The 23,863-nt window shown below is 34.6% G+C and carries 21 protein-coding genes; 13 read left to right on the forward strand and 8 right to left on the reverse strand.

Annotated features, from left to right (window positions below; all coding sequences use genetic code 11):
• The first annotated feature begins 17 nt into the window (after window positions 1–17).
• From hppD to AABL87_RS02820, 7 genes are all read left to right on the forward strand, one after another.
• Window positions 18–1,178: a 4-hydroxyphenylpyruvate dioxygenase gene (hppD, locus tag AABL87_RS02790; RefSeq protein WP_006266112.1), complete on the forward strand. Its 1,161-nt coding sequence runs from the start codon at window positions 18–20 to the stop codon at window positions 1,176–1,178.
• A gap of 258 nt (window positions 1,179–1,436) precedes the next feature.
• Window positions 1,437–2,216 carry a DUF3108 domain-containing protein gene (locus AABL87_RS02795; protein ID WP_006257752.1) on the forward strand — a complete coding sequence of 260 codons (780 nt, stop codon included), beginning with the start codon at window positions 1,437–1,439 and terminating at the stop codon, window positions 2,214–2,216.
• Window positions 2,217–2,231: 15 nt separating this feature from the next.
• Complete coding sequence (locus tag AABL87_RS02800) at window positions 2,232–3,152, forward strand: tryptophan 2,3-dioxygenase family protein (RefSeq protein ID WP_006262562.1); 921 nt, start codon at window positions 2,232–2,234, stop codon at window positions 3,150–3,152.
• Between the two features lie 39 nt (window positions 3,153–3,191).
• Complete coding sequence (locus AABL87_RS02805; protein WP_341276920.1) at window positions 3,192–4,433, forward strand: M23 family metallopeptidase; 1,242 nt, start codon at window positions 3,192–3,194, stop codon at window positions 4,431–4,433.
• A 19-nt stretch (window positions 4,434–4,452) separates the two neighbouring features.
• Entirely contained in the window at window positions 4,453–6,078 is a 1,626-nt protein-coding gene (pgi, locus tag AABL87_RS02810; RefSeq protein WP_071307090.1) for a glucose-6-phosphate isomerase, read from the forward strand.
• Between the two features lie 53 nt (window positions 6,079–6,131).
• Entirely contained in the window at window positions 6,132–8,981 is a 2,850-nt protein-coding gene (locus tag AABL87_RS02815; protein ID WP_016649998.1) for a TonB-dependent receptor, read from the forward strand.
• Window positions 8,982–9,074: 93 nt separating this feature from the next.
• The gene (locus AABL87_RS02820; RefSeq protein WP_071307091.1) at window positions 9,075–10,025 is read left to right on the forward strand and encodes an aldo/keto reductase; all 951 of its coding nucleotides are present in this window, start codon (window positions 9,075–9,077) and stop codon (window positions 10,023–10,025) included.
• A gap of 74 nt (window positions 10,026–10,099) precedes the next feature.
• Here AABL87_RS02820 and metG read toward each other — a convergent pair whose 3' ends face one another.
• From metG to AABL87_RS02845, 5 genes are all read right to left on the reverse strand, one after another.
• Window positions 10,100–12,160, reverse strand: a complete 2,061-nt coding sequence (gene metG, locus AABL87_RS02825; RefSeq protein ID WP_071307092.1) for a methionine--tRNA ligase — start codon at window positions 12,158–12,160, stop codon at window positions 10,100–10,102.
• 190 nt (window positions 12,161–12,350) lie between these two features.
• Complete coding sequence (locus AABL87_RS02830; protein WP_006257743.1) at window positions 12,351–12,599, reverse strand: hypothetical protein; 249 nt, start codon at window positions 12,597–12,599, stop codon at window positions 12,351–12,353.
• 31 nt (window positions 12,600–12,630) lie between these two features.
• Window positions 12,631–13,101, reverse strand: coding sequence for a cytochrome d ubiquinol oxidase subunit II (locus tag AABL87_RS02835; protein WP_071307093.1), 471 nt, complete (start codon window positions 13,099–13,101; stop codon window positions 12,631–12,633).
• Between the two features lie 5 nt (window positions 13,102–13,106).
• On the reverse strand, window positions 13,107–13,670 hold the full coding sequence (locus tag AABL87_RS02840; protein WP_071307094.1) for a hypothetical protein: 564 nt from the start codon (window positions 13,668–13,670) through the stop codon (window positions 13,107–13,109).
• Window positions 13,671–13,816: 146 nt separating this feature from the next.
• Window positions 13,817–15,259, reverse strand: coding sequence for a DUF5074 domain-containing protein (locus AABL87_RS02845; RefSeq protein ID WP_071307095.1), 1,443 nt, complete (start codon window positions 15,257–15,259; stop codon window positions 13,817–13,819).
• A gap of 139 nt (window positions 15,260–15,398) precedes the next feature.
• Here AABL87_RS02845 and AABL87_RS02850 point away from each other — a divergent pair, with 139 nt between their 5' ends.
• Together AABL87_RS02850 and AABL87_RS02855 are read left to right on the forward strand one after the other, a co-directional pair.
• Window positions 15,399–16,502, forward strand: coding sequence for a DUF2891 domain-containing protein (locus tag AABL87_RS02850; RefSeq protein ID WP_071307096.1), 1,104 nt, complete (start codon window positions 15,399–15,401; stop codon window positions 16,500–16,502).
• 40 nt (window positions 16,503–16,542) lie between these two features.
• Window positions 16,543–18,201 (forward strand): hypothetical protein, encoded by a 1,659-nt coding sequence (locus tag AABL87_RS02855; RefSeq protein WP_071307097.1) that lies wholly within the window; start codon window positions 16,543–16,545, stop codon window positions 18,199–18,201.
• A 305-nt stretch (window positions 18,202–18,506) separates the two neighbouring features.
• Here AABL87_RS02855 and AABL87_RS02860 read toward each other — a convergent pair whose 3' ends face one another.
• From AABL87_RS02860 to AABL87_RS02870, 3 genes are all read right to left on the reverse strand, one after another.
• Complete coding sequence (locus tag AABL87_RS02860; RefSeq protein ID WP_006257736.1) at window positions 18,507–18,854, reverse strand: tRNA-binding protein; 348 nt, start codon at window positions 18,852–18,854, stop codon at window positions 18,507–18,509.
• Window positions 18,855–18,935: 81 nt separating this feature from the next.
• Entirely contained in the window at window positions 18,936–19,496 is a 561-nt protein-coding gene (locus tag AABL87_RS02865; RefSeq protein WP_016650004.1) for a 2'-5' RNA ligase family protein, read from the reverse strand.
• 402 nt (window positions 19,497–19,898) lie between these two features.
• Entirely contained in the window at window positions 19,899–20,117 is a 219-nt protein-coding gene (locus AABL87_RS02870; RefSeq protein WP_006257734.1) for a hypothetical protein, read from the reverse strand.
• Window positions 20,118–20,433: 316 nt separating this feature from the next.
• Here AABL87_RS02870 and AABL87_RS02875 point away from each other — a divergent pair, with 316 nt between their 5' ends.
• Genes AABL87_RS02875 through AABL87_RS02890 form a run of 4 tightly spaced genes read left to right on the forward strand, consistent with a single transcriptional unit; the run spans window position 20,434 to window position 23,600 of the window.
• Complete coding sequence (locus AABL87_RS02875; RefSeq protein ID WP_341276921.1) at window positions 20,434–21,165, forward strand: hypothetical protein; 732 nt, start codon at window positions 20,434–20,436, stop codon at window positions 21,163–21,165.
• 28 nt (window positions 21,166–21,193) lie between these two features.
• Complete coding sequence (locus AABL87_RS02880) at window positions 21,194–21,943, forward strand: hypothetical protein (RefSeq protein ID WP_071307100.1); 750 nt, start codon at window positions 21,194–21,196, stop codon at window positions 21,941–21,943.
• A 2-nt stretch (window positions 21,944–21,945) separates the two neighbouring features.
• On the forward strand, window positions 21,946–22,776 hold the full coding sequence (locus tag AABL87_RS02885; RefSeq protein ID WP_071307101.1) for a DUF3592 domain-containing protein: 831 nt from the start codon (window positions 21,946–21,948) through the stop codon (window positions 22,774–22,776).
• 11 nt (window positions 22,777–22,787) lie between these two features.
• Window positions 22,788–23,600, forward strand: coding sequence for a DUF3592 domain-containing protein (locus AABL87_RS02890; RefSeq protein ID WP_006262574.1), 813 nt, complete (start codon window positions 22,788–22,790; stop codon window positions 23,598–23,600).
• Window positions 23,601–23,863: the final 263 nt, after the last annotated feature.

Consider the following 23,863-nt stretch of genomic DNA (forward strand, 5'->3'; position numbering starts at 1 on the left):
CCTAAAAACTATATATTATGAGTAAAGAAGTAAAGTCAGTTGAATTTGGCTTAGAAAAAATATTTGAAGGAGCGCAAGATTTCTTGCCTCTATTAGGAACAGATTACGTAGAATTTATTGTAGGAAATGCTAAGCAGGCGGCTCATTTTTATAAAACAGCTTTTGGTTTTCAATCTTTGGCGTATGCCGGATTAGAGACAGGAGTAAGAGATAGAGCGTCTTACGTGTTGGTACAGGATAAAATCAGAATAGTATTGACTACACCTTTAACGGCAGAGTCAGAATTAAATAACCATATCGTACAACATGGTGATGGTGTAAAAGTGGTGGCATTATGGGTGGAAGATGCTCGCAAAGCGTATGAAGAAACAACTAGTCGTGGTGCAAAGTCATTTATGGCACCTACTGTAGAGAAAGATGAGTTCGGTGAAGTAGTGCGTGCAGGTATCTATACGTATGGTGAGACGGTACATATGTTCGTAGAACGCAAGAATTATACAGGTACATTCTTACCAGGATTTAAAAAATGGGAGAGTGATTATAACCCTACTCCGGTTGGATTAAAATACGTAGATCACATGGTAGGTAATGTGGGATGGAATGAGATGAATACTTGGGTAAAGTGGTATGAGGATGTGATGGGATTCGTAAACTTCTTATCTTTCGATGATAAACAAATCAATACGGAGTATTCTGCCTTAATGAGTAAGGTAATGTCTAATGGCAATGGGCGTATTAAATTCCCTATTAATGAGCCTGCAGAAGGTGCGAAAAGATCACAAGTAGAAGAGTATTTAGACTTCTATAATGGTCCTGGAGTACAACATATCGCTGTAGCTACCGATGATATCATTAAGACTGTAGCTGCGATGAAAGATAGAGGAGTTGAGTTTTTATCTGCTCCACCACAAGCATATTATGATATGATACCTGCTCGACTAGGGGTACATATGGATATGATGAAGGAGGATATTAAAGAACTTCAGAAGCTCGGTATCATGATTGACGCCGATGAAGAAGGATATTTATTACAGATATTTACGAAGCCTGTAGAGGATAGACCGACTTTATTCTTCGAAATTATTCAGAGAATGGGAGCAAGAGGATTTGGTGCAGGTAACTTTAAAGCCTTATTTGAGTCAATAGAGCGTGAACAAGAGAAAAGAGGAACACTTTAAGATTCAGTTAATTAAATATTAAAACAGGTCTTTTGGAGACTTGTTTGGTTAAATAAAAGTTAAAAACCAATTAGGGTGGTAATAGTCCGTAAAAAGCTATACATTTGCACTCGCAAAAATAAGGTCGTCATAAGCTTTATTTGAGTGTAATAAATTTTTCATAATTTATAGTTTTTTGGTTGGTTAATAGCATAAAAACTCAGTCATTTCTTTGGCTGGGTTTTTTTGTTTGCTATTTTTGAATAAAAAACAACCAATATGAAAAAGAATCTTCTAATATTACTTGTGTGTGTGTTTACCACAAGTATTCTGTACTCACAATCTTCTGTGAAGGCTTTTGATAAAGGTGAATTCCTGAAATTTAGAATTAGTTATGGGTTATTAAATGCTGGTATAGCTACTTTGCGTTTGACAGATACTGTCCAGAATGGCGTCCCTGTTTACCATGCTAAAGGAATTGGTTATACTACAGGTGTGCCTAAGATGTTTTTTAAAGTATATGATAACTACGAGAGTTATTTTGAAAAGAAAGAGGTAATTCCTCATCGTTTTATTCGAAAAATAGATGAAGGTGGCTATACAAAGGACCAGGAAGGGTGGTTTAACTACAAGAATATGAAAGTCACTGTAAAGGATTATGAGAAGAAGACAGAGAAGCAATATACAGTTACTAAAAGCGTGCAAGATATCGTATCTTCCTTTTACTATTTGCGTAAATATCCTGGGTTAAATGATCTTAAAGTAGGTGAGTCTGTAGAGATAGATATGTTCTTCGATGGAGAAATATTTAAATTTAAATTAAAATATCTAGGAGAGGAAGTTTTAAAGACAAATTTTGGTAAATTGAAAACTTTAAAGTTTCGTCCTTATGTGATGGCAGGCCGTGTGTTTAAAGAGAAGGAAAGTTTGACAGTTTGGGTAAGTGCTGATGCTAATAAAGTGCCAGTACGTATCAAAGCCAGCCTTGCAGTAGGTTCTCTAAAAGCTGATTTAGAGGAGTATAAGAATTTAGTGACGAAGCTAGAGTTCGTAAAATAATTAGTTAATAAAAGTATGATCGATAAAAAATTCTCTGAGGTAGTGGATCGCTTTAATGATTTAGGAATTAAGGCAGAAACTCAAATAGAAGGCATGTTGTATGCTAAACCTATTACGTATTGGGATTATATCCAAACTGATGCATTGCTAAATCTCCAGACTCAGAGAACCGTCTTGCCCGATGAGATGGTGTTTATTATGTATCATCAAGTGAATGAGCTATTATTTAAAATGATATTGTGGGAGCTGAATCAGGTAAGTGAGTGTAATGATGAGAGCCTAACAGTAGAGTTCTTTAAAGAACGGCTAGCTAGAATAAGTCGTTATTTTGATATGCTTACGTCTTCGTTTACGATTATGAAAGATGGAATGGAGGTAGAACAGTATTTGAAATTTAGGAATACTTTAGCTCCTGCAAGTGGATTTCAGAGTAGTCAGTATCGATTAATTGAGTTTGGTTGTACAGATTGGATTAATTTAATCGATAAGAGATTTGTAAATGATTTACCACAAAATATTTCTGAAAAAGAGGCGTTAGAATATATGTATTGGCAGGCAGCAGGTAAAGACTATAAGACAGGAGAGAAGTCATATCTATTGAAAGAGTTTGAAAACAGATATTGTGAAACTTTTGTTAAAGCCATGAAAGATTATGAAAAAACAAATTTATGGCAGAAATTTGTGAAATTACCCCTAGAAGCCAAATCAGATAAGGGGTTGATAGAAGCGATGCGCCATTTTGATAAAACAGTTAATGTTGTATGGGTAATGGGGCATTATGAAGCTGCACTTAAGTATCTTGAAAGTCATCCAGGAGAAACAAAAGAAGCTACTGGAGGAAGTGATTGGAAAAAGTATATGTTGCCACAATATCAGAAGCGCATATTCTTTCCAGAGTTATGGAGTGAGGAAGAAAAAGCGAATTGGGGGAAATAGTAAAGGAGAAGAAGTTGAAAATAAAGATATTTTAGAGTTTTGAAGCAATTTATTTATAGTGTACTAATCGCTACAGCACTTATCTCATGTAAAAAAACGGAAGAGGTTACTATAGAAGCCCAACCAGAAAAAGAGCATGTAGAAGAGATTGTAGGAGAATTATATGGTTTTGATTTAAAAGATTACGTTTTAGTAGAAGATACTATTCGAAGTGGAGATAATATTGGGAAGATCTTCGGGAATAATAATATTGGTTCTACTGAAGTTCATAATATAGTTACGCAAGTAAAAGATACATTCAATGTACGTAATATTCGCGTTGGTCAACCTTATGCTTTGGTTAAGTATAGAAAGGATCAAGAGAAGTTAGCTGCATTTATCTATCATCCTAATATATCTGGATATCAGGTTATCGATTTGCGTGACTCGATTAGTGCTTACACAATTACTTATCCAGTAACTATTAAGCGTAGAACAGTTGCTTCAGAAATAGAAGGATCGCTTTCATTAAGTTTAAGTAAAGAAGGTGTAGATCAATCTCTAGCGACTAAAATGTCACAGATCTTTGCATGGTCTATTGACTTCTTTAAATTACAACCAGAAGACAGATTTGCTTTTACAATAGAGGAAAAGTATATTAATGATACTATTTATTTAGGAGTGTCTAAGATAGATGCTGCTTACTTTAGATATCGTGGGAAGGATTTGTATTCTTTTCCTTATAAAAGACAAGATTCTAAAGCTACTGAATATTTTGATGAAGAGGGACGACCAATGAAGAGTATGTTCTTAAAGGCTCCTTTGAAGTTCTTTAGAATTACTTCAAAATATTCAAAAAATCGTTTTCACCCTGTACAGAAGAAATGGAAGTCTCATAATGGAACAGATTATGCAGCTCCTACAGGAACGCCAATCATGACTACTGCATCTGGTGTAGTAGAAAGAGCTGGATATACAGCAGGAAATGGTAACTTTGTAAAAGTAAAACACAATGGTACATATTCTACTCAATATTTACATATGTCTAAAATACTTGTAAAAGTAGGACAGAGAGTAGATCAAGGACAGACAATAGGACTTGTAGGAAGTACAGGTCTAGCGACTGGACCACACGTATGTTACCGTTTTTGGAAAAACGGGGTACAGGTAGATCCATTGAGTCAATCTTTACCTAACTCTGTGCCAATGGAAAAGAGAGATTTGCCAGCATTCAAAGAGTATATTACACCACTTAAAGCTGAATTAGATAAAGCATTAAACGAAAAATTTAAAGGAGAATAAAAGTTAGTTAGTTGTAGAGATGTTAGAGAGTATAAATCCTTCTGGAACTTTAGCTTGGAAGAAGCTTAGGGAGCATTACGGTCAAATGGAGTTTGTTCAGATGCAAAAATTGTTTGCTGAGGATCCTGAAAGAGCTAATAAAATGAATATTCAGTGGGAAGATTTCTTGCTAGATTATTCAAAAAATAAGATTACAGAGGAAACAATAAATATATTGTTAGAGCTTGCTAATGAATTGAATCTAAAAGAAGCAATTCAAGCAATGTATAAAGGAGATATTATTAATGCAACTGAGAAAAGAGCTGTATTGCATACGGCCTTAAGAGATTTGTCTCCTAATTCTTCTGTTCTTGTTCATGGAGAGAACGTTCTAACAGAGATACAAGATACTCGCAAACGAATTAAAGAATTTACTGCTAAGGTATTAAATGGTTCTTATACTTCTCATTCAGGTAAGAAATTTACCGATGTTATTAATGTAGGTATAGGGGGGTCAGACTTAGGTCCTAAAATGGTAGTACATGCATTAGCTAACTATCGTACTGAATTAGGAATGCATTATATTTCTAATGTTGATGATGATTATTTACAATCAGTATTAAATAAACTTAATCCTGAGACTACTTTAGTTCTTATTGTTTCTAAGACATTTACTACTCAAGAGACAATAGAGAATGCAAAGAAGATTAAATCTTGGTTAGAAGGTCATCTTGGAACTATTGATTTGAGTGCTCATTATGTAGGTGTTTCTGTAGCGATAGAAGAGGCGATGAGCTTTGGAGTAAAACGAGAGAACATTTATCCTATGTGGGATTTTGTTGGAGGACGATTTTCTCTGTGGAGTGCTGTTGGAATTTCTATTGCTTTGGCTGTGGGATATGATCACTTTGAAGAACTTCTAGAAGGAGCGTATGCTATGGATACACACTTTAAAGAAGCTGATTTTAAAGATAACTTACCTGTGGTAATGGCTCTTCTAAGTGTGTGGTATAATAACTTCTATGGATATGAGACAGAAGCTGTCGTTCCTTATAGTCAGTTACTTGGTAAGTTACCTGCTCACTTACAGCAGATGATTATGGAGAGTAACGGTAAAAATAAGGATAGAAGTGGAGCACCAGTCAATTATCAAACAGGTACACTAATATGGGGAGAAGTAGGAGTTTCTGCTCAGCATGCTTTCTTTCAGTTATTTCACCAAGGAACTAAGGTAATTCCTATTGACTTTATTGGTTTTGTAAACCCTCATTTCAAGGAGAGCACTAATCATGATATATTGATGTCTAACTTCTTTGGTCAAAGCGAAGCTTTGCTAAACGGAAAGATAGGGGAAGAGTATGAAAGTGATGGAGGACCTTTTTTAAGTAACTTTAGAGAGTTTTGTGGTAATAAACCATCAAATACAATTTTAATTGACAAATTAACCCCTAAAAGTTTAGGTGAGTTAATCGCACTATATGAACATAAGACGTTTGTTCAAGGGGTAATTTGGAATATTTATAGCTTCGATCAGTTCGGTGTAGAGTACGGAAAGATTTTGGCAAAGAATATACAAAATGAAATTAAATCTAAAAATATATGTGAACATGATAGTTCAACTGCTTTTTTATTGCGTTATTTTGTGAAAAATAGAGTTGTAGAATAAGTCTAAATAGTGATAAAACGTTAATTTTAATGTTTTGGTAACATTGAGTATAGATGTTTTTGTACATTTGTTGCGAAAATAATTTTATCACTTACACTTACAAAATGAAAAACTTGAAGAACTGGATGCTGATGATGGTAATGGTATTTACCTCAGTATCTGCACTTTCACAAAACAAAATTACTGGTGTTGTTATAGATGGTGAATTCCAATCGGGATTACCTGGAGCGGCAATCATAGTAAAAGGAACTCTGAACGGCGCATCATCTGACATGGATGGTAAGTTCGAACTGAATGTTTCTGAGGATAAAGGAGAAGTTGTTATCTCTTTTATTGGATATCAGTCTAAGACTGTAGCTTTCAAAGTTGGCGCTGATAAGAAAGTAGATCTTGGGTCTGTAGTACTTGCTGCTGATCAAAATATGTTAGATGACATCGTTATTATGGGTGTTGCAGACGTAGCAAAAGATCGTAAAACTCCAGTGGCTGTTTCTACAATTAAAGCTGCTGAAATTCAAGAGAAACTTGGTTCTCAAGAGTTTCCTGAAATTTTAAACACAACTCCATCTGTGTATGCTTCTAAAGGAGGTGGAGGTTATGGAGATTCTAATATTAATATTCGTGGATTTGATCAAAGAAACGTTGCTGTATTAATTAATGGTATGCCTGTTAATGATATGGAAGGTGGCGCTGTGTATTGGTCTAACTGGGCTGGTTTAGCAGATGTTACTTCAGCTATGCAGGTTCAACGTGGATTAGGATCATCTAAAATTGCTATTTCTTCAGTAGGAGGAACTATTAATGTTTTAACTCGTACTTCTGATGCTAGAGAAGGCGGATCTATTTCTGCAGGTGTTGGTAATAATGATTACTTTAAGGGATTAGCATCTTATAATACAGGTGTTTTAGAAAATGGACTTTCTGCATCTATCTTATTAGGTTATACTAGAGGTAATGGTTATGTTGAAGGAACAGGGTTCGAAGGGGTGAACTACTATTTAGGTTTAGGGTATAAATCTAAAGATAGCCGCCATAATGTACAGTTTACATTTACTGGAGCAAAACAAGATCACGATCAACGTAGTACTTCAATGTCAATTGCGAACATTAAGAAGTTTAATAATGGTGAGTTAAACAAAAGGTATAATCCAGATACAGGATTTTATAATGGAGATAGATTTAACTTTAGATCTAACTATTATAATAAACCAGTTATGTCAGTAAACTATGATTTCAATATTAATGAAACATGGACTTTTGGAGCTGTAGTTTATGCTTCTTGGGGACGTGGAGGAGGAACTGGAACAATTGGAGGAGGACCTAATGGTTACAGAGACTTTGGTACAGAAGTAAGAGATATTAATGGACATATGCGTTTCGATGATATTGCTGCATGGAATAGAGGAGAAAAAATTGCTGACTGGAACAATTCAAGTAATATCGCTAACGCAGATGGTAACTATTATGTAGATACAAATTATAAAAATGCTGGTGATGGTGGATGGGCTAGAAGATCTAGTATTAATTCACATGACTGGTATGGAACTGTAATGAATATGAATGCTAAGATAAATCAGAACTGGAATGTTGATTTTGGTTTAGATGCTCGTATTTATAAAGGATATCACTATCAATTATTGGATAATTTAATGGGGGCAGATGGATTCCAAGTTAGTAATAATAAGAACTTTGAGAAACCATATATTGTAAATCAAACGTATGCCGCTAAAGCTACTATGAACCCTTGGGTTGATTGGAATGGTAGAGAGAAAGTTGGATATCACAATGATGGTAATGTTAAATGGTTAGGAGGATTTGGACAAGTTGAATATTCAAAAGATAATCTTTCGGTATTCGTTCAAGGAGCTATTTCTAATCAATGGATGCAAAGAGTTGATTACTTTAATTATAAAGCAGAATCAGGAGACCAAAAAACATCTTGGGAAAGTATCTTAGGAGGTAGTATTAAAGGGGGAGCTAACTATAATATTAACGAGAATCATAATGTTTTTGTTAACGCTGGTTATTTTTCACGTCAACCATTTATGAATAATGGAGTTTATTTAAACAACACTAATAAACTTAATCCTGATCTTACTAATGAAAAAGTATTTGGTTTAGAAGCTGGTTATGGTTTCAGAAGTGAAAAAGTTAGAGCAAATGTTAACGTATACAGAACTTCTTGGAAAGATAGAGTAACTAGAGCAACAGGTAGATTTGACAGTGGTGAAATAGGATCAAATGGTAAACCTGTTCAGATTAATGGTTATGCTACTTTAGTTGGGGTAGAGCAAATTCATACTGGAGTTGAAATGGATTTCTTATATAATCCAATTGACAAGTTAAATATTACTGGGTCATTCTCATGGGGTGATTGGAAATATGCTTCAAATGTAACAGGTTCGTTCTATAATGAAGATAATAATGAGCCTATTTATGTTGAACCAGGAAATCCTGCTTCAGGATTTCAAACGAAGACGTTGTATATAGATGGAGCAAAAGTAGGAGGAGCTCCTCAATTTATTATTAACTTAGGGGCTAATTATGAAATTGTTAAAGGTCTTAAAGTAGATGCTAACTATAGATATAATGATAACTTTTATGGATCATTGGCAATTGATACAGCAGATAAAGCTGGTAAAAATGGTTCAATGAAACTTCCAGCTTTCAATTTATTTGATGCGGGTCTTTCTTACAGATTACCTGTTGGAAAAGAGAAAACAAATTCAGTTACTATGCGTCTTAACGTAAATAACGTATTTGATACAACTTATATTTCTTCAGCTAGAACTAATTATGAGGCTATCCCTGGAGAAGCTACTTGGAAAGGTGTTAGTGAGAGAAATGAAGTTATGTTAGGTGCAGGTAGAACTTGGAACTTTACATTACGTTATAACTTCTAATAAGTTATCACAAAATATATACAAAAAAGGAGATCATTTATGGTCTCCTTTTTTTATTGCTTAAATTTAGGGTTGTAATAGAAATTTGAAATTATGGCAAAATATAAATTTGGAAAGTCGGAGTTATATGTTCCAGCTTTGTCTTTCGGAGGTAATGTGTTTGGATGGACTTTAGATGAGAAAGAATCATTTAAGATGTTAGATGAGTTATATGACAATGGACTAACTTTTATAGATACAGCTAATAACTATTCTCATTGGGCGCCAGGTAATGTAGGTGGTGAATCTGAAGCAATAATAGGAAAGTGGTTTAAAGAGAGTAAGAAGCGTCACGATATCGTTCTTTCTACTAAGGTAGGTGGTACTATGGGAGATGGAACAAAAGGACTTAAGAAAGCGTACATTGAAGGATGTGTGGACGCTTCATTGAAGAGATTGAATACAGATTATATTGATTTATACTTCTCTCACTATGATGACTTAGAGACTTCACAAGAAGAAACGATGGAGACTTTTAATAGTTTAGTTAAGGCTGGTAAAGTAAGATATTTAGGAGCGTCTAATCTCGAGGTTGAACGCATTGATTCAAGTAATGCTATTGCACGAGAAAAGGGATGGGCAGAGTATATCGCTATACAGCCCCTTTATAACCTTTATGATAGAGAGAAGTATGAGCATGAATACTTGCCTTTAGTAGAAGAAGAGAAACTTGCTGTAATGAGCTATTTTGCATTAGCAAGTGGTTTCTTAAGTGGAAAGTATAGAAACTTAGATGATATAGAAGGTAGTTCTAGAAAGGATATGGTGAAAGGGTATATTAATGAGAGGGGAATGCGTATTATAGATCAACTAGAGATATTAGCAAAACAACACAATGCCACTATTGCAGAGATTGCTATAGCATGGCAAGTACACAAACCTTCTATTAGTACTCCTATCGTTAGTGCTACATCGAGCTCTCAGTTAAAAAGTTTGATCCGTTCTACAGAGATAAAGTTATCAGTAGAAGAGATAGCTCTATTAGATAAAGAGAGTGAATATTAATAGACAGGAAATTCAAAATAAATAAAAAGGCAGACCTTTAAAAGTCTGCCTTTTTGTTATTGTAAAAGCTCTGATTAATTAATCGTAGCTCCGTTTTTTACATTTTGGTCGTCTGGATTCACGAATACTAACTTACCATCTTGGTCTTCAGTCATTAGGATCATACCTTGACTCTCCACCCCTCTTAGCGCACGAGGAGCCAGGTTCGCTAATACAGTCACTCTCTTACCGATGATATCCTCAGGTTTGAAGTGTTCAGCAATACCTGATACGATAGTACGCACATCCATACCAGTATCTACTTTTAATACCAATAGCTTATTTGCTTTTGGCATTTTCTCAGCTTCTACGATAGTCCCTACACGTAAGTCTAACTTAGCGAAGTCTTCATAAGTAGCAGTGTCTTTTTGTGGCTCTACTACTTTTGCAGCAGCGGCATTTGCTTTTTTAGAAGCTTCTAGGCGATCCAATTGTTTTTGCACCTCTTCATCTTCTATCTTAGCGAATAATAGCTCAGCTTGTCCGATAGTGTGTCCTGTAGGTAATAATACTTTGTCTTCTGCGATAGTACTCCATTGGATAGGAGTATCTATTTTTAGAATAGATTTCAGTTTGTTAGCAGTGAATGGTAAGAATGGTTCAGCTAAAGTACTTAACGCAGCAGCTATTTGTAAGGCTACATACATCTGTGTTTTTACTCTTTCAGGGTTCTCCTTGATTAGTTTCCAAGGTTCCTCATCAGCTAAGTATTTATTACCTAGACGAGCTACATTCATCATCTCTGACAATGCTTCTCTGAATCTATAGCGTTCTACTGAACTTTCGATTACACTAGGATAAGCTCTTAACTCAGTTAATGTAGCGATATCAACATCAGAGAATTCATTAGGTTGAGGCACTACACCTTCGTAATATTTATTAGTCAATACTACCACACGGTTAATAAAGTTACCGAAGATAGCTACTAATTCATTGTTATTTCTAGCTTGGAAGTCTTTCCAAGTAAAGTCGTTGTCTTTTGTCTCAGGAGCGTTAGAAGTCAAGGCATAACGCAATACATCTTGTTTTCCAGGGAAATCTTCTAAGTACTCGTGTAACCATACTGCCCAGTTTTTAGACGTAGATAGTTTGTTTCCTTCTAAGTTCAAGAACTCATTAGCAGGTACGTTATCAGGTAAGATATAGCTTCCTTCTGCTTTCAACATCGCAGGGAATATTACACAGTGGAATACAATATTATCCTTACCGATGAAGTGTACTAACTTCGTATCATCAGACTTCCAGTATGGTTCCCAGTCTTTACCTTCTCTCTGAGCCCATTCTTTAGTAGATGAGATGTATCCGATAGGAGCATCAAACCATACATAAAGAACTTTCCCTTCAGCACCTTCTACAGGTACAGGGATACCCCAGTCTAAGTCACGCGTTACAGCACGAGGCTTTAACCCATCCTCTAGCCAAGACTTAACTTGTCCGTATACATTAGGTTTCCAGTCATTTTTATGACCTTCTAGGATCCACTCACGTAAGAATGTATCGTATTGGTCTAATGGTAAAAACCAGTGTTTAGTTGACTTTAAGATTGGTTTAGTCCCAGTGATAGTAGACTTAGGATTGATTAAATCTGTTGCATTTAATGAAGTACCACATTTTTCACATTGATCTCCATAAGCCTCTTCATTACCACATTTAGGACAAGTACCAGTCACAAAGCGGTCAGCTAAGAACTGATCAGCTTTCTCATCGTATAATTGTTCTGTAACTTCTTCTATGAATTTACCTTCGTTGTATAACTTCTTGAAGAATTCAGAAGCTGTTTGGTGGTGAATAGAAGATGAAGTACGAGAGTAATTGTCTAAAGAGATACCGAAATCCATAAAAGATTGCTTGATAATACCATTGTATTTATCAATTACTTGTTGAGGAGTAATTCCCTCTTTTTTAGCTTTCATAGAAATAGCTACTCCGTGCTCATCACTTCCACATATAAACGCTACGTCCTTTCCTTGCAAACGCAAGAATCTTGCATAAATATCAGCAGGTACATATACACCAGCTAAGTGCCCGATATGGATAGGTCCATTCGTATAAGGCAATGCTGCTGTAATAGTATATCTTTTAGGTTCTTGTATCATATATCAATTACTGTTAATATCAAACGAATTTAATAAGAATGCAAAAATAAACAATAGTAACGGATTACGACTATTTATTTTTGAGCTTAATTCGCGATAGGTTATCTATTGTTGAATTTAAATTAAAAAGACCTTAGAACTAGTCAAATAATTCTAAGGCCTTACTAATTTATCAAATGAAGAAAGCTTTTTACTCCTGAGCTTTCTGTTCTTGAATATTTTTTTTCATACTCTCATCCATTTTGAAACTTCCATTAGTAGCAGAAGAACTATTCTCTCCAGTACCGTGCATAGGTATAGCCATTGTACCATTGTCATCATTTGTTTTCGTAGTAGAAGACTTTATTGATGTTGATTCGGCAGGAGTAGTGGCTTTGTTTTCTTTGCAGCCTACAGTCATGATTGCCATAGCAGCCATTAGTATAATGTGTTTATTCATGGTGTGAGTAGTATTGTTGTTTTTATATAATCTAATCTATTTTGGGTTGAATGTCAGATTGATCTAATTCAGCTGTTGATAAAGGTAAAGCTTTTCTTTTACCTTTTAAACAAAAGAAGAATAGACAACTGAAGATGCAGTTAAACCAAAACATATAACCTCCTAGATGGAAGTAAAACTTCATATGCTTGTGCGAAGTTCTAGTAAAGTCGATATACGTATAGTAAGCGCCTATAACTCCTATGATAAGTAAAACTACTGTAACGATATTAGCAATCGGTCTTGAAGAGAAATACTTAAATAGAGCTAAGATAATAATTAGCGCTACCTGAATACCAAATATAATTAATGCAGTCTTCCAAGGCGTCTTAAATACAGTGTACTGTTTATACATTAGCGAAATACCTACTCTTCCTAAGAAAGACATCTTAGAGATAAGTACAGCAGATATTATCGCTAGACTAAGCTGTATAAATACTAAAATAGTAATATTCTTTCCCATTATTTCTAGTTAATAGACCATCCGTTTTCTTCACTATAGCGAAGTTTGTACTTCTTAGTAATAAACTTGGTATTCGGGTTTTTATCTTTAGAGAAAACGATAAAAGGAGTATACTGTTTAGATAGCATGACAGAGGCAGTAGCAGATTTCTTACTTCTGTTATTCAGTTGTAGATTATTGCTTTTATCTAATGTATATTCTATTGTTTTGACAGTTATCTTATCACTTTTTTGATTGATTACATAAGGGTGTGCTTTCTCAGCTAGCTTTACCGTTACATTCCAGATAGAGTCTTTAGACAACCATTTTTTCTTAGCAGACTCATTCTCAAATTCTATATAACCTTCTTTTTCCAATATTTTGTATTGATTGATCTGAAGGCTGTCTTTTTTCTTTCTAAATTTCTTAGTTCCTAGTTGAATTGTTGTACTCTCAAATTCAGGTTTGTCTTCTAAGTGAGCTTCTATAGTATCAAGAGCTTTAGAAGAAGTAATATCCTTATTGTTACAACTACTCAATAATACCACTAAAAATAGTGATAATGTAGTAAGCATTGTTCTTGTTTTCATAGCTTAAATTTTAACCAAAAGTACAAAAAAAGAGATTATATGGATAACTATTTTAAAAATGTTTGTCGTTTGAATATTAGGTGTTTATGTATAATGAAAGAGGTCGCTATACAGCGACCTCTAGTTTATTTATGCTTAAGTAATATTTAGTTTCTTACCCAGATTTCAACATCTTTTTGAAGTTTCTTTCCATTAGAACTAACCTTCATATTCATTGATGTTTTTCCTGTTTTTTCATTTGTTTTGATGACTAATTCATCTCCTTCTATAGTAGCATAACCAAACTCATTTTCTAAGTTCTTTACAGACTTTTCGATTAAGTTATATGGGCTATCTTGATCTACTACGATATCTTTAAGCGCTACTCTGAATTCTTTGTTTGGTTTTAATACTATTTGGTTCACTAAGATTTCAGGAGCATTATTATCTTGGAAGAAAGGTACAGAAGGGAACCAAAAATAACCATTAACGTCATTATAAGAAGAAGATTCTTGATTTCCACCTTCCATGAAGGCTTGACCTTTTAGAGCACCTGTATTAGATACTATTCTAGTCCAGTTATAACTTCCATTACTCCCCCATCCTGGTCTTTTTATTAATAATACTAAATCATCTTTGATAGGATCTACTCTAAGTCCAGCAGCATAGAACTCTAGATTATTCCCCATATCATCTTGACCTAGTTCATAGAATTCACTGTTTAACTCGCCTGTTTTGGTATCGAATTTAGCTACCTTGTTTCCACCGTTCCAAGCCCCGTCATTTGCTATCCAATAGATAGCATCTTCTTTCATACTTGGAGACATAGAACCAGGATTCCATGCACCCCATTTACCTTGGATTGGAGCAACTGCAATATTATAAGTTTTAATGTCTTGTGTGTCTTTAGGGTTGATACGTTCTATTTCACTGCCTTTACCTGCCCATACGATACCGTTTTTGTCTAGAGTTACTTGTGTATATCCACCTGCCTTTGTATCGATTATAGTATCTGTATCCGTATTGATGATTGTTAAGCCTTTACCTTGTACTACCGCATATACTTTACCATCTACATAGACCATATTACCTGTCATTGAGGTAACACCTGCTACATTACCACTAACCACCTTGTCATTGGTATTTAGAATAACGATTCCGTTAGTCGTAGCGATGTATGCTTTATGATCTGAAATTCCTACGAAAGAGTTCGCCTGAGCACCAGGTATCTCTTTTATAGTTTTTACTTCCTTAAAGTCCTTATCTGTGATTACTAATTTATTTTCTTGTTTAGAGATAATGTAATAATTCTCACCGAACGCTACCCCCATTGTAGTTGTTGCTCCTAAAGTATTACCATTATTAGCCTCTCTATATATTCTATATTTTCTATTTAAACCATAGTCTAAGAAATTCACACTTCCCTTATCTGTTCCAAACCAGTCTTCATTAGCGATATAGAAACCACTAGGTTGTATCAGAGGAGTAGGTGCAGAAGGCGGGATGATTCTAAAACCATCTTCATTTTGATTATTATCGTCAGAGCTACAAGCAAAGGTTAATGCCAGAAGCGAAAAAACTAGTGAGCGAGTCAAAATTTTTTTAGTCATAGTAGTTTATTTGTTTTTTATGTTATCTACAAAAATAAGGCTTCATCCATGCGAACAAAGACTTTTTGTTTTCTTTTTTTAAAGAACACCTATAAATAGGAGTATTTTACTATTTTAGAGGAATAAAGAATAGAGTAATATGAGAAAAATAGGAAGTTTGTTATTTGCGAGTGTATTGTTGTTTTCGTGTACAGAGAAACAACAGTCATCAAATAATCCAATCAATACAGAAGACCAACCAGCATTAACACTTACAGTAGCTGAGGCGAAGAAGATTATAGAGTTGCCTTTACATTGTATAGAATTAGAATATCCTAATCGACTGGGACAAACACTAGGCAGTAATGATGACCTAAAGAATCCTAAGGCATTGCGTCCTATATTTTATGGATGTTTTGACTGGCATTCTTCAGTACACGGCTTTTGGTCTATTGTTACTTTATTACAGAAGTTTCCGGAGTTAGACGCAGATGGACAGATACGCACTAGACTAAATAATCTGATTACAGATGAGAATGTAGCAGTGGAGTTAGCTTTTTTCCATGACCCTAATAATAAGAACTTTGAACGTACGTATGGTTGGGCATGGTTGTTTCAGCTTCATGGAGCTTTAACCCAATGGCAAGATGCTGATGCGCAACGCTGGGCGAAGACGATAGAGCCATTAGCGAAGATTATGGAAGAGCGTTATGCGGAGTACTTACCTAAGCTATTATACCCAATACGCACAGGTACACATGACAATACTGCTTTCGGGCTATCACTATCACTAGATTATGCACGTCAGATGGGTAATAAAGCATTTGAGCAATTAATAGTAACGAATGCTAAACGCCTGTATGGTGAGGATAAGGGGTGTAATATTGCCTTCGAACCTAGTGGACATGACTTTTTATCACCATGTTTAGAGGAAGCTCGTCTGATGAGTCAAGTAATGAATCAAGATGAGTATCGCACTTGGACTAAGGCATTCTTACCACAGTTATTTGATCAGAACTTTACCATAGAAGTAGCTAAGGTATCTGATCGATCAGACGGACATTTAGTACATTTAGATGGATTGAACTTTAGTAGAGCTACTTGTTTTAAAGAAATAGGGAAGGCATTACCAGAGTTAGCGCCTAATCTGAATGCGTTGTCAGTTCAACACTTTAATAATTCGTTTGGCAATATTACAGGAGACGATTATATGGGTAGTCACTGGTTAGGTACTTTTGCCTTGTACACATTAATACACCAGTAACCTTAATAGTAGATAAATAAGAAAACACAATAGAAGTAGTATGACATTAAGAGAAATGTTTAGCATCGAGGATAAGGATAGAGACCTATCTGTAGAGGCAGTAAGGAATATATTCAGCTTATCTATTGTACAGAGTTTATATTATAATAGATGGCTTTTATTAAGAGATGATGAGAATGTAGAAGATTTCTTAGAAGCTTTTGATGTGATAGGTAAGGATAAGGAAACGAGTAATCAGTTTGCTATATATTTTCAAGAAGATGAGTTCAATACTCGTATCGTTATCTCTCGAGATTATATTAATGGGGAAGGAGAAAAGGATGCAGAGATGTATCACTACTTTATACGCAGAGTAGGGATGGATGTAAGTGATGTACTTGTATTCTACCAAGAGCACAATGCTTATAATGATCAGTTATCATTGCTTACTCCTAAAGATGAGATGCATAAGAGTAGAGCAGTAGATTGGTTTAGTAGTGTATGTGATCTATTGTATTCTGTTAATCACTTTTTTGAGTTCGATGACAAGATTGCTAATATGGTGGAGCACGCACAGATGTTTAGCATAGAGGCTATTAATCAAGAGCCAGAGATAGACTCCATATTCTACAATGGGATTATGTATCGCGTAGTCAGTATACGCACTGGACTAGATCTACTTAAAGGGCTAAAAGGAGTAAATGATCAGAACGAAGAGTTATTTACACTAGATAATTTAGTGTACGACTTAAGTGATGAGAACTCTTTCTTCTTAGTAGTGGATAATGATGCAGAACTAGAAGAACTAGAAGTGCTTAACTTCATAGAAGACTATGAGATAGACATACAGGGATATATATTCTTAGGCGATCTAAAGGTAACAGATTCTTTGTTTTGTCAGGAACTAGACTTTTCTCCGATGTTGATTGTGATGGGAGATTTGGTTGTGAAGAACGCTTATTTCTGTGGGAACACACATTATATAGGAGGTAGTGTCTATGGTGAGGTAGTATATGCTAAGTATAACCATGGTGAACTGCATGTGAAGGGAACTTTAGATGTGAGATGTATTGTCTCTATAGATATGCCATGTTATATTAATAAGATTCGAATTACTAGTATTATTTCAGACAACTCTGTACATGCTCTAGATCAAGTAAAGGGCGAAGACGGACTACCCTTCTTTATGCTTAATATATATCCGACTACACACCGTACACGAGATGTGTTTATAGACGAGATAAAAGAAGAGCATACTTGGGGTGAATACTTTCCGGATGACGATGACATCATAGAAGCGATGCGCATGGGCAAAACGTTACTAAAAGAGAGTGTATTCTCTGTCTATAAAGACTTCAGTGATACTGTAGCAGAGCGCTTTAATAGACTATTTATAGAGTTAATAGGGAGTAATGGGATGGCCTCAGAGCGTATAGATGGTGGATATGTAAGTGATTACTTCTTTAATGTATATATGTATAATGATCAGAAGTATAGAGAACTCGGTAGAAAAGATAAGACGAGTAACTATCAAGCACGTATTCTACATAATATAGATACAGGAGAATATACGGCTATAGTTGATTTTTTTAAAGAAGATGGTAAGACACAGTATAGCGCTTTTAGATCAAAGCTGACGGATAACTTTACCTCTACTCACTCAGCTATGTACGCTTTTAATCAAGCAGAAGAAGCCTTTTTAAAGAAATTAGGGATTTAGTTAATAGTTTACGGTTTACAGTTCACAGACTGTAAACCGTAATTTTTTTATTGTTATAGGACTGAGGGATGCAAAACATTGATATCTCTGAAAAACCGCCAACTGCCCATATTCAATATATGATATATCATAGGCAAACACTGTCAACAGCTAATCGTTAACCATAAACTGTCAACTATTTCTCATCAATGTACTGTAGGCAAATACTGTCAACTGCTAATCGTTAACCATAAACTGTCAACTATTTGCCATCAATGTATTGTATGCAAATACTGTAAACTGTAAACGGTCAACCGTTAACTAAATCACCCTATTCTTAAGCCATTTTTAGTAGGCTTATCCATAGTCATTAACGTAACCTCTTTTCCTTCTACAGCTCCCATTACTAGGCATTCACTCATTAGAGTAGCTATCTGTTTAGGAGGGAAGTTTACTACAGCTACTACTTGTTTACCGATCAGCTCTTCAGGCGTATATAGTTTAGTAATCTGAGCAGAAGATTTTCTCTTTCCGATTTCTTCTCCGAAGTCCACTACTAATTTATAAGCAGGGTTTCTCACTTCAGCGAATACTTCTGCTTCAACGATAGTACCTACTCTCATTTCTACTTTAGAAAACTCATCCCAAGTCAATGTATTGTTGTTATTTTCCATGTTTTAGGTTTGTGATTAATTCCAAAAATAGGGAAAATAAAATAAAAACGATGAGCTCATTTGCTTTTAACAGGAATAGCTTTAAAACAACGACAACTGCTCTGGTTCATTAGACGGCAAGCCTAAGAAAGGGAAGGTAGCGATGATATCGTATTGTCTTCTGTCAGGATTAAACTGGCGTAAGGCGATATGATTACACAGACAAGAGATAGCAGGTTTCTGAAAATAAACTAATGCACGCTCTAATCGCTCAGGGTCTAGCTTGCGCGCGATAGACATATGAGGTTCGTTACTCTTATAGATTTCGGGCAAAACGACTTTGCGCATTACCTTTTTTGCATATTCTTGAAGAATAGGCTTAGAGAACTCGTCTACTGCTAAGAAGAACGCTCCGTTAGGATATTGACCATAGTCGTTAAATAGTACTTGTACAGGAGTGAATGTACTACATTGTGTTCTGACTAATTCGGCTATTTTTTTGATACCATTCAGGTCAGTTTTAAACTTAGAAATAGTGATATGTGCTAAGGAATTCTTACTGTTATACCATCCTATCTCATCGGCTAGCTGTAGCTTCATTTGCTTTACTAGTTCGAGTGTAGCTTCATCAGGTTGAAAACAAAGGGAGTATTTAGAAATCATAGCATAAGTTTAAAAGAGTAAAAATAAACAATATCAAGCGTATTTATCTCTTTTTATGTTATGAATACTGTGTTATTTCACTACTCATATTGCCTTATTCTGCCTCTATCTGGAGATATTGATCGGGTATGGTCTTTTTGATTTAATATGGAGTGTCTTTTTGATTGTAAGTAATTGTGATTTAATTTATTGTATTTTTTTGATGTGATTTTGTTCGGAAGCTATTCGGAAATAACCTGTGTTTACTAGGGATTAGAGGTTGCTTTGCGAACGAGATTCAGACTGTATCCGAAGGATCTATAATGAAGGATTGTATGGAGAAAGTAGGATATATCTAATAAAATAAGGAGACCTTCTCTCGATAGGCCTCCTTGCTTTATAGAAGTATAAATAACACTCTAATTATCGTATAACCACTCTTCCTCTAAATGGAACATCAGTCGCTATATCTATATTATGAGCTTTAGAGATAAATATCTTGCAAGGTTTTACTTGGTAGACAAATTCATCTATAATCTCAGATACCTGTACAATAGGATTCTCTATTTGGTGGTCTTTAAAGTCAACAACTAGTATGTCATTGTCAAAATCTAAGGCTGAAAATTCTTTTACGTATTTCATGATTGTGTTGTTTTTGAAATTATATATTAAGTTACGGATAATAAAGTAGATAGAAAAATAGAGTTGATAAAATATTTTATATCAGTGCTTTATTACTTTTAAGAAAACTATATTTGTTAAAATTTTCATTAATATTTAACGTTGTTTAGAGGGAGTAGAAAGTAAAGTTGCAATTGCAGTAGGTTTAGTAAAGTAGTTTGAGGATTTAGAAAAAGAATATGAGTATAGTCTTGCGTTATTTGTTTTTAACAGGTGCAGTCTTGATACTATTTTTTGGTATTGAAGGAGTTTAAGTTTAGAAGTTAAGTTGATAGAAATGTTAGTACTGATAGGTATTGTGATAATAGGATGGTTAATGTATAGAGTACCAACTATACATAAAAACAAAGGAGTATATGTTAAAGAAGGCGCCAGTGGGACACGTCTGTTTATTTTGTCTATCACCGTTGTAGCATTTGGAATGATTAATTATGCTACTAAACAGTGGCAAATAAAAAGTGAAGAGTTTAAAAGTATGGATAGATATACTGCTGTACTTACTGGATATAATACAGTGACAGAAGGGAGTGGTAAGATGAAAACTATAGCATATATTCCTGTTTATAAATTTGTGACTAAGTCAGGTTATAGTATTGAATATAAAGCCAAAAATTCATCAATGGGGAAACCTATTGAAGGAAGTCATTTTAGAATCTATTATAATCAAGTAGATAAAGTAGCTTATGTAATAGATGTACAGATGATGATTAGTATAGTTTTGATAGCCATAATTTTAATAGGTGCTGTATACTTTCTTATAGGGTTACTTGCATATAGTGTATTGCCTAATCATATAAAGTATAAGTGGGTAGGAGTTGAGTTAGCTTATGCGGTTCTTACTATAGTATTCTTTAGTATTATACAGTTGTGTATATGTTTGATTTTTTTTAGTGGATATCGTTATTCTTGGGTGATGATTGTAGTGTATCTGATTATATCAACATATTTGACAATAAGAGCATTAAGGTCAACTATAAAACAGAGAATAGAAGAGTTTAAGTTGAGGTGATTAATATCTAGATAACAGAAAAATAGTTATGATAGAAGATGTGATTTATAATCAGTGGTCTATAATACTAGGATTATTATATACAGGCTGGTTAACGTCTAGAATAGTGAAACGTACTACGAAAGGGCGAAAAGAAAAAGCGGGTTGTGTAGATGTAATACGCGTATTCTTAATTATCGGAGGTTTGTTTGGATTGACTGTTTTCGGGAGTGTTGCTTTTGGAAGTATGTTTATTCGTACACTATCTAGCTTAATTAACGGAACTCTAGTATTCAGTATTGAGTTGTTTGCAGAGTTGATTTGTTATGGGACGATGGTAGCGGTGCTAGTATTCGCATTTATAGGTGTTATGCTCTATGGTATGGGAAGAGATATGCGCCGATATAATAGATTGGCTAGATTATTAGGACTAGGAGTATTAGTTCCTTTGATTATGCTTGTATTCGAAGGGGCTTTGATCTACGCACTTGTTATTAATATATACAATATTCCCCTTTCTGTATTATTAATGGTATTTATCTTGATCTTGTTAATCGGGATTATACTGTATGTGAAGATTATCAGGGAAGAGATAACAGACTTAATAGAAAAAGAAAAGAACGCTAGTAAAAGTAAGGAGAATAAGACAAAAGGAATAACACAAGATAAATCTGTGACAAGGTCTCAGACTGCTAATCACTCTAGACAAGAAAGCAATAGAAGTACACAGCGCACGAATAAGCCTAATCCTCATAATGACGAGTGGAAGCGCAGAAGTAATAGACGTAAAAAAAGATAGTAATGGACGAAATCAGAATTAATCAGTTGGCATTTGGGTTAGGGATATTGTATACAATATGGCTGACTTATAAAATAATAAAGCGTTCTTCTCATAATGGAACCAAAACAGGATGTCTAGGGATAGGGTATATCTATCTTATCGTGGCGTCTATTTCTTCATTTGCGATAGGTGGGACTGTAGCCTTGACGATGATGATCATTACGAAGACACAGACTGTATATAACGGGGATAAATATGAGGCGCGTGTGGTATCCTATACTAGCTATGAGAGTCGTAACTCTGATGATAATGGCTATACCACGATGTATACACCTACAGTACACTTCACTACCAGAGGAGGTGAAGTGGTAGAATATGAGCTTGACTATTCTAGTAGTGGTATGCCTACCGTAGGCGATCAGCACACGGTATATTATGATGAGGCTAATGAGCGTGTAACTACCTTTGGGATAGGGACAGTAGCGTTGATACTCGCTTTTGGGGTGATGATCGTTATACTCGTATATCTTTTTGTCGGTATGGTGATATATGCGATGAATTGGTCTATGGATAGATATAAAGAGATAGGAGCATTCTTAGGACTAGCTATAGTATTGCCTTTGATTATGATTTTGTTTGATGGAGCTATGATATGGGCATTATTTGATGGTAAGGATAAACCGCTTTGGGTTAATATCATCTTAGTGTTTTTTAGTTTGGTACTGACATTGGCTATTTGGGGTTATCTCAAAAATATCTATGGAGATGGTCTAAAGAATATGGGGATGAATAGAAAGGGAATAAGAAGAGTAGATAACACTAGGTTTGGGAATACAACGAGAAGGGGATAAATACGGGAAGTATGGATATAATTAAGAGAGAATTAATGTTTTTATTACCTGTGATAATAGGGATAGTCATTAGTATAATATTAGGTAAATTAATTAATAGACGATGTCAGAGATATAACTCACTTCCTATGTTAAAGGACCTAGGTAAGGGGACTTATTTTATATTGTTGGGTATTATGTGGGTTACTTATAGTACTGGCTCATTATTGTACAATGTAGTGTCTAATAAAGTTAATATTATTAGTAATGGTGATAAGTACATGGCTAAGGTAGTGTCTTATACAACATATAAGACTGAGGGGAGTCGAAGTAAAAGAGGGAGTCGAAGTGGAAGTATCAATTATAAACCAATAGTTACATTTACAACTAAGGATAAAGTGAGTATAACTCATACCCTTGATTCTTCTGTAGGGGATATGCCTATTAAAGGACAAGGCTATGTAATCTATTATAATCCTAAGACAGAAAAGATAACAACGTTAAATACAAGTGATGTGATTGTGATTACTGGATTTAGTATAGTATTTATTCTTATCGCTTTTGTATTTGTGACAATGTTTAGTTTTGCGATTGGTGCCCCTATGATGAAGTATAAAAAGGTAGGAACTTATCTTCTGTTTCTGTTTGTCATTCCTATAAGTATGTTGTCTTTAATGTTTGCTTTTATCTATACACTATTGTATAGTAATGCTGTATCAGCAGGAATGTCATTAGTATTAATCTTCGTTATTTTGCTTATGATCGCGGGAATATATGGTGTATTAAAAACTGTTATGTCTGAGAATGGTATTATTCAGAAGATAATAGCATGGAAACCAAATTAGTTGAATGATATAAACCCGTCTTAGGAAATACTAAGACGGTTTTTTATTTCTTTTAGATTCAAAAATATAGTATATACCTAATATCAAGAACATAAATAGACTATACAACAAAGAACTAATAAAGTCTTTTCTGTCAATTAGCAAAGACCAAAGTAGGTTAATAACTAGCAAAACCCATAAAAAGTAATATATCTTTTTATTCATAATTATTTGTTTTCTACTAAGTTATGTTTTTTGTGCTATATAGAGTTATTAATTTTAAA

The sequence above is a fragment of the Myroides sp. C4067 genome (genome assembly GCF_038039665.1).
In the GTDB taxonomy this organism is placed as follows: domain Bacteria; phylum Bacteroidota; class Bacteroidia; order Flavobacteriales; family Flavobacteriaceae; genus Flavobacterium; species Flavobacterium odoratimimum.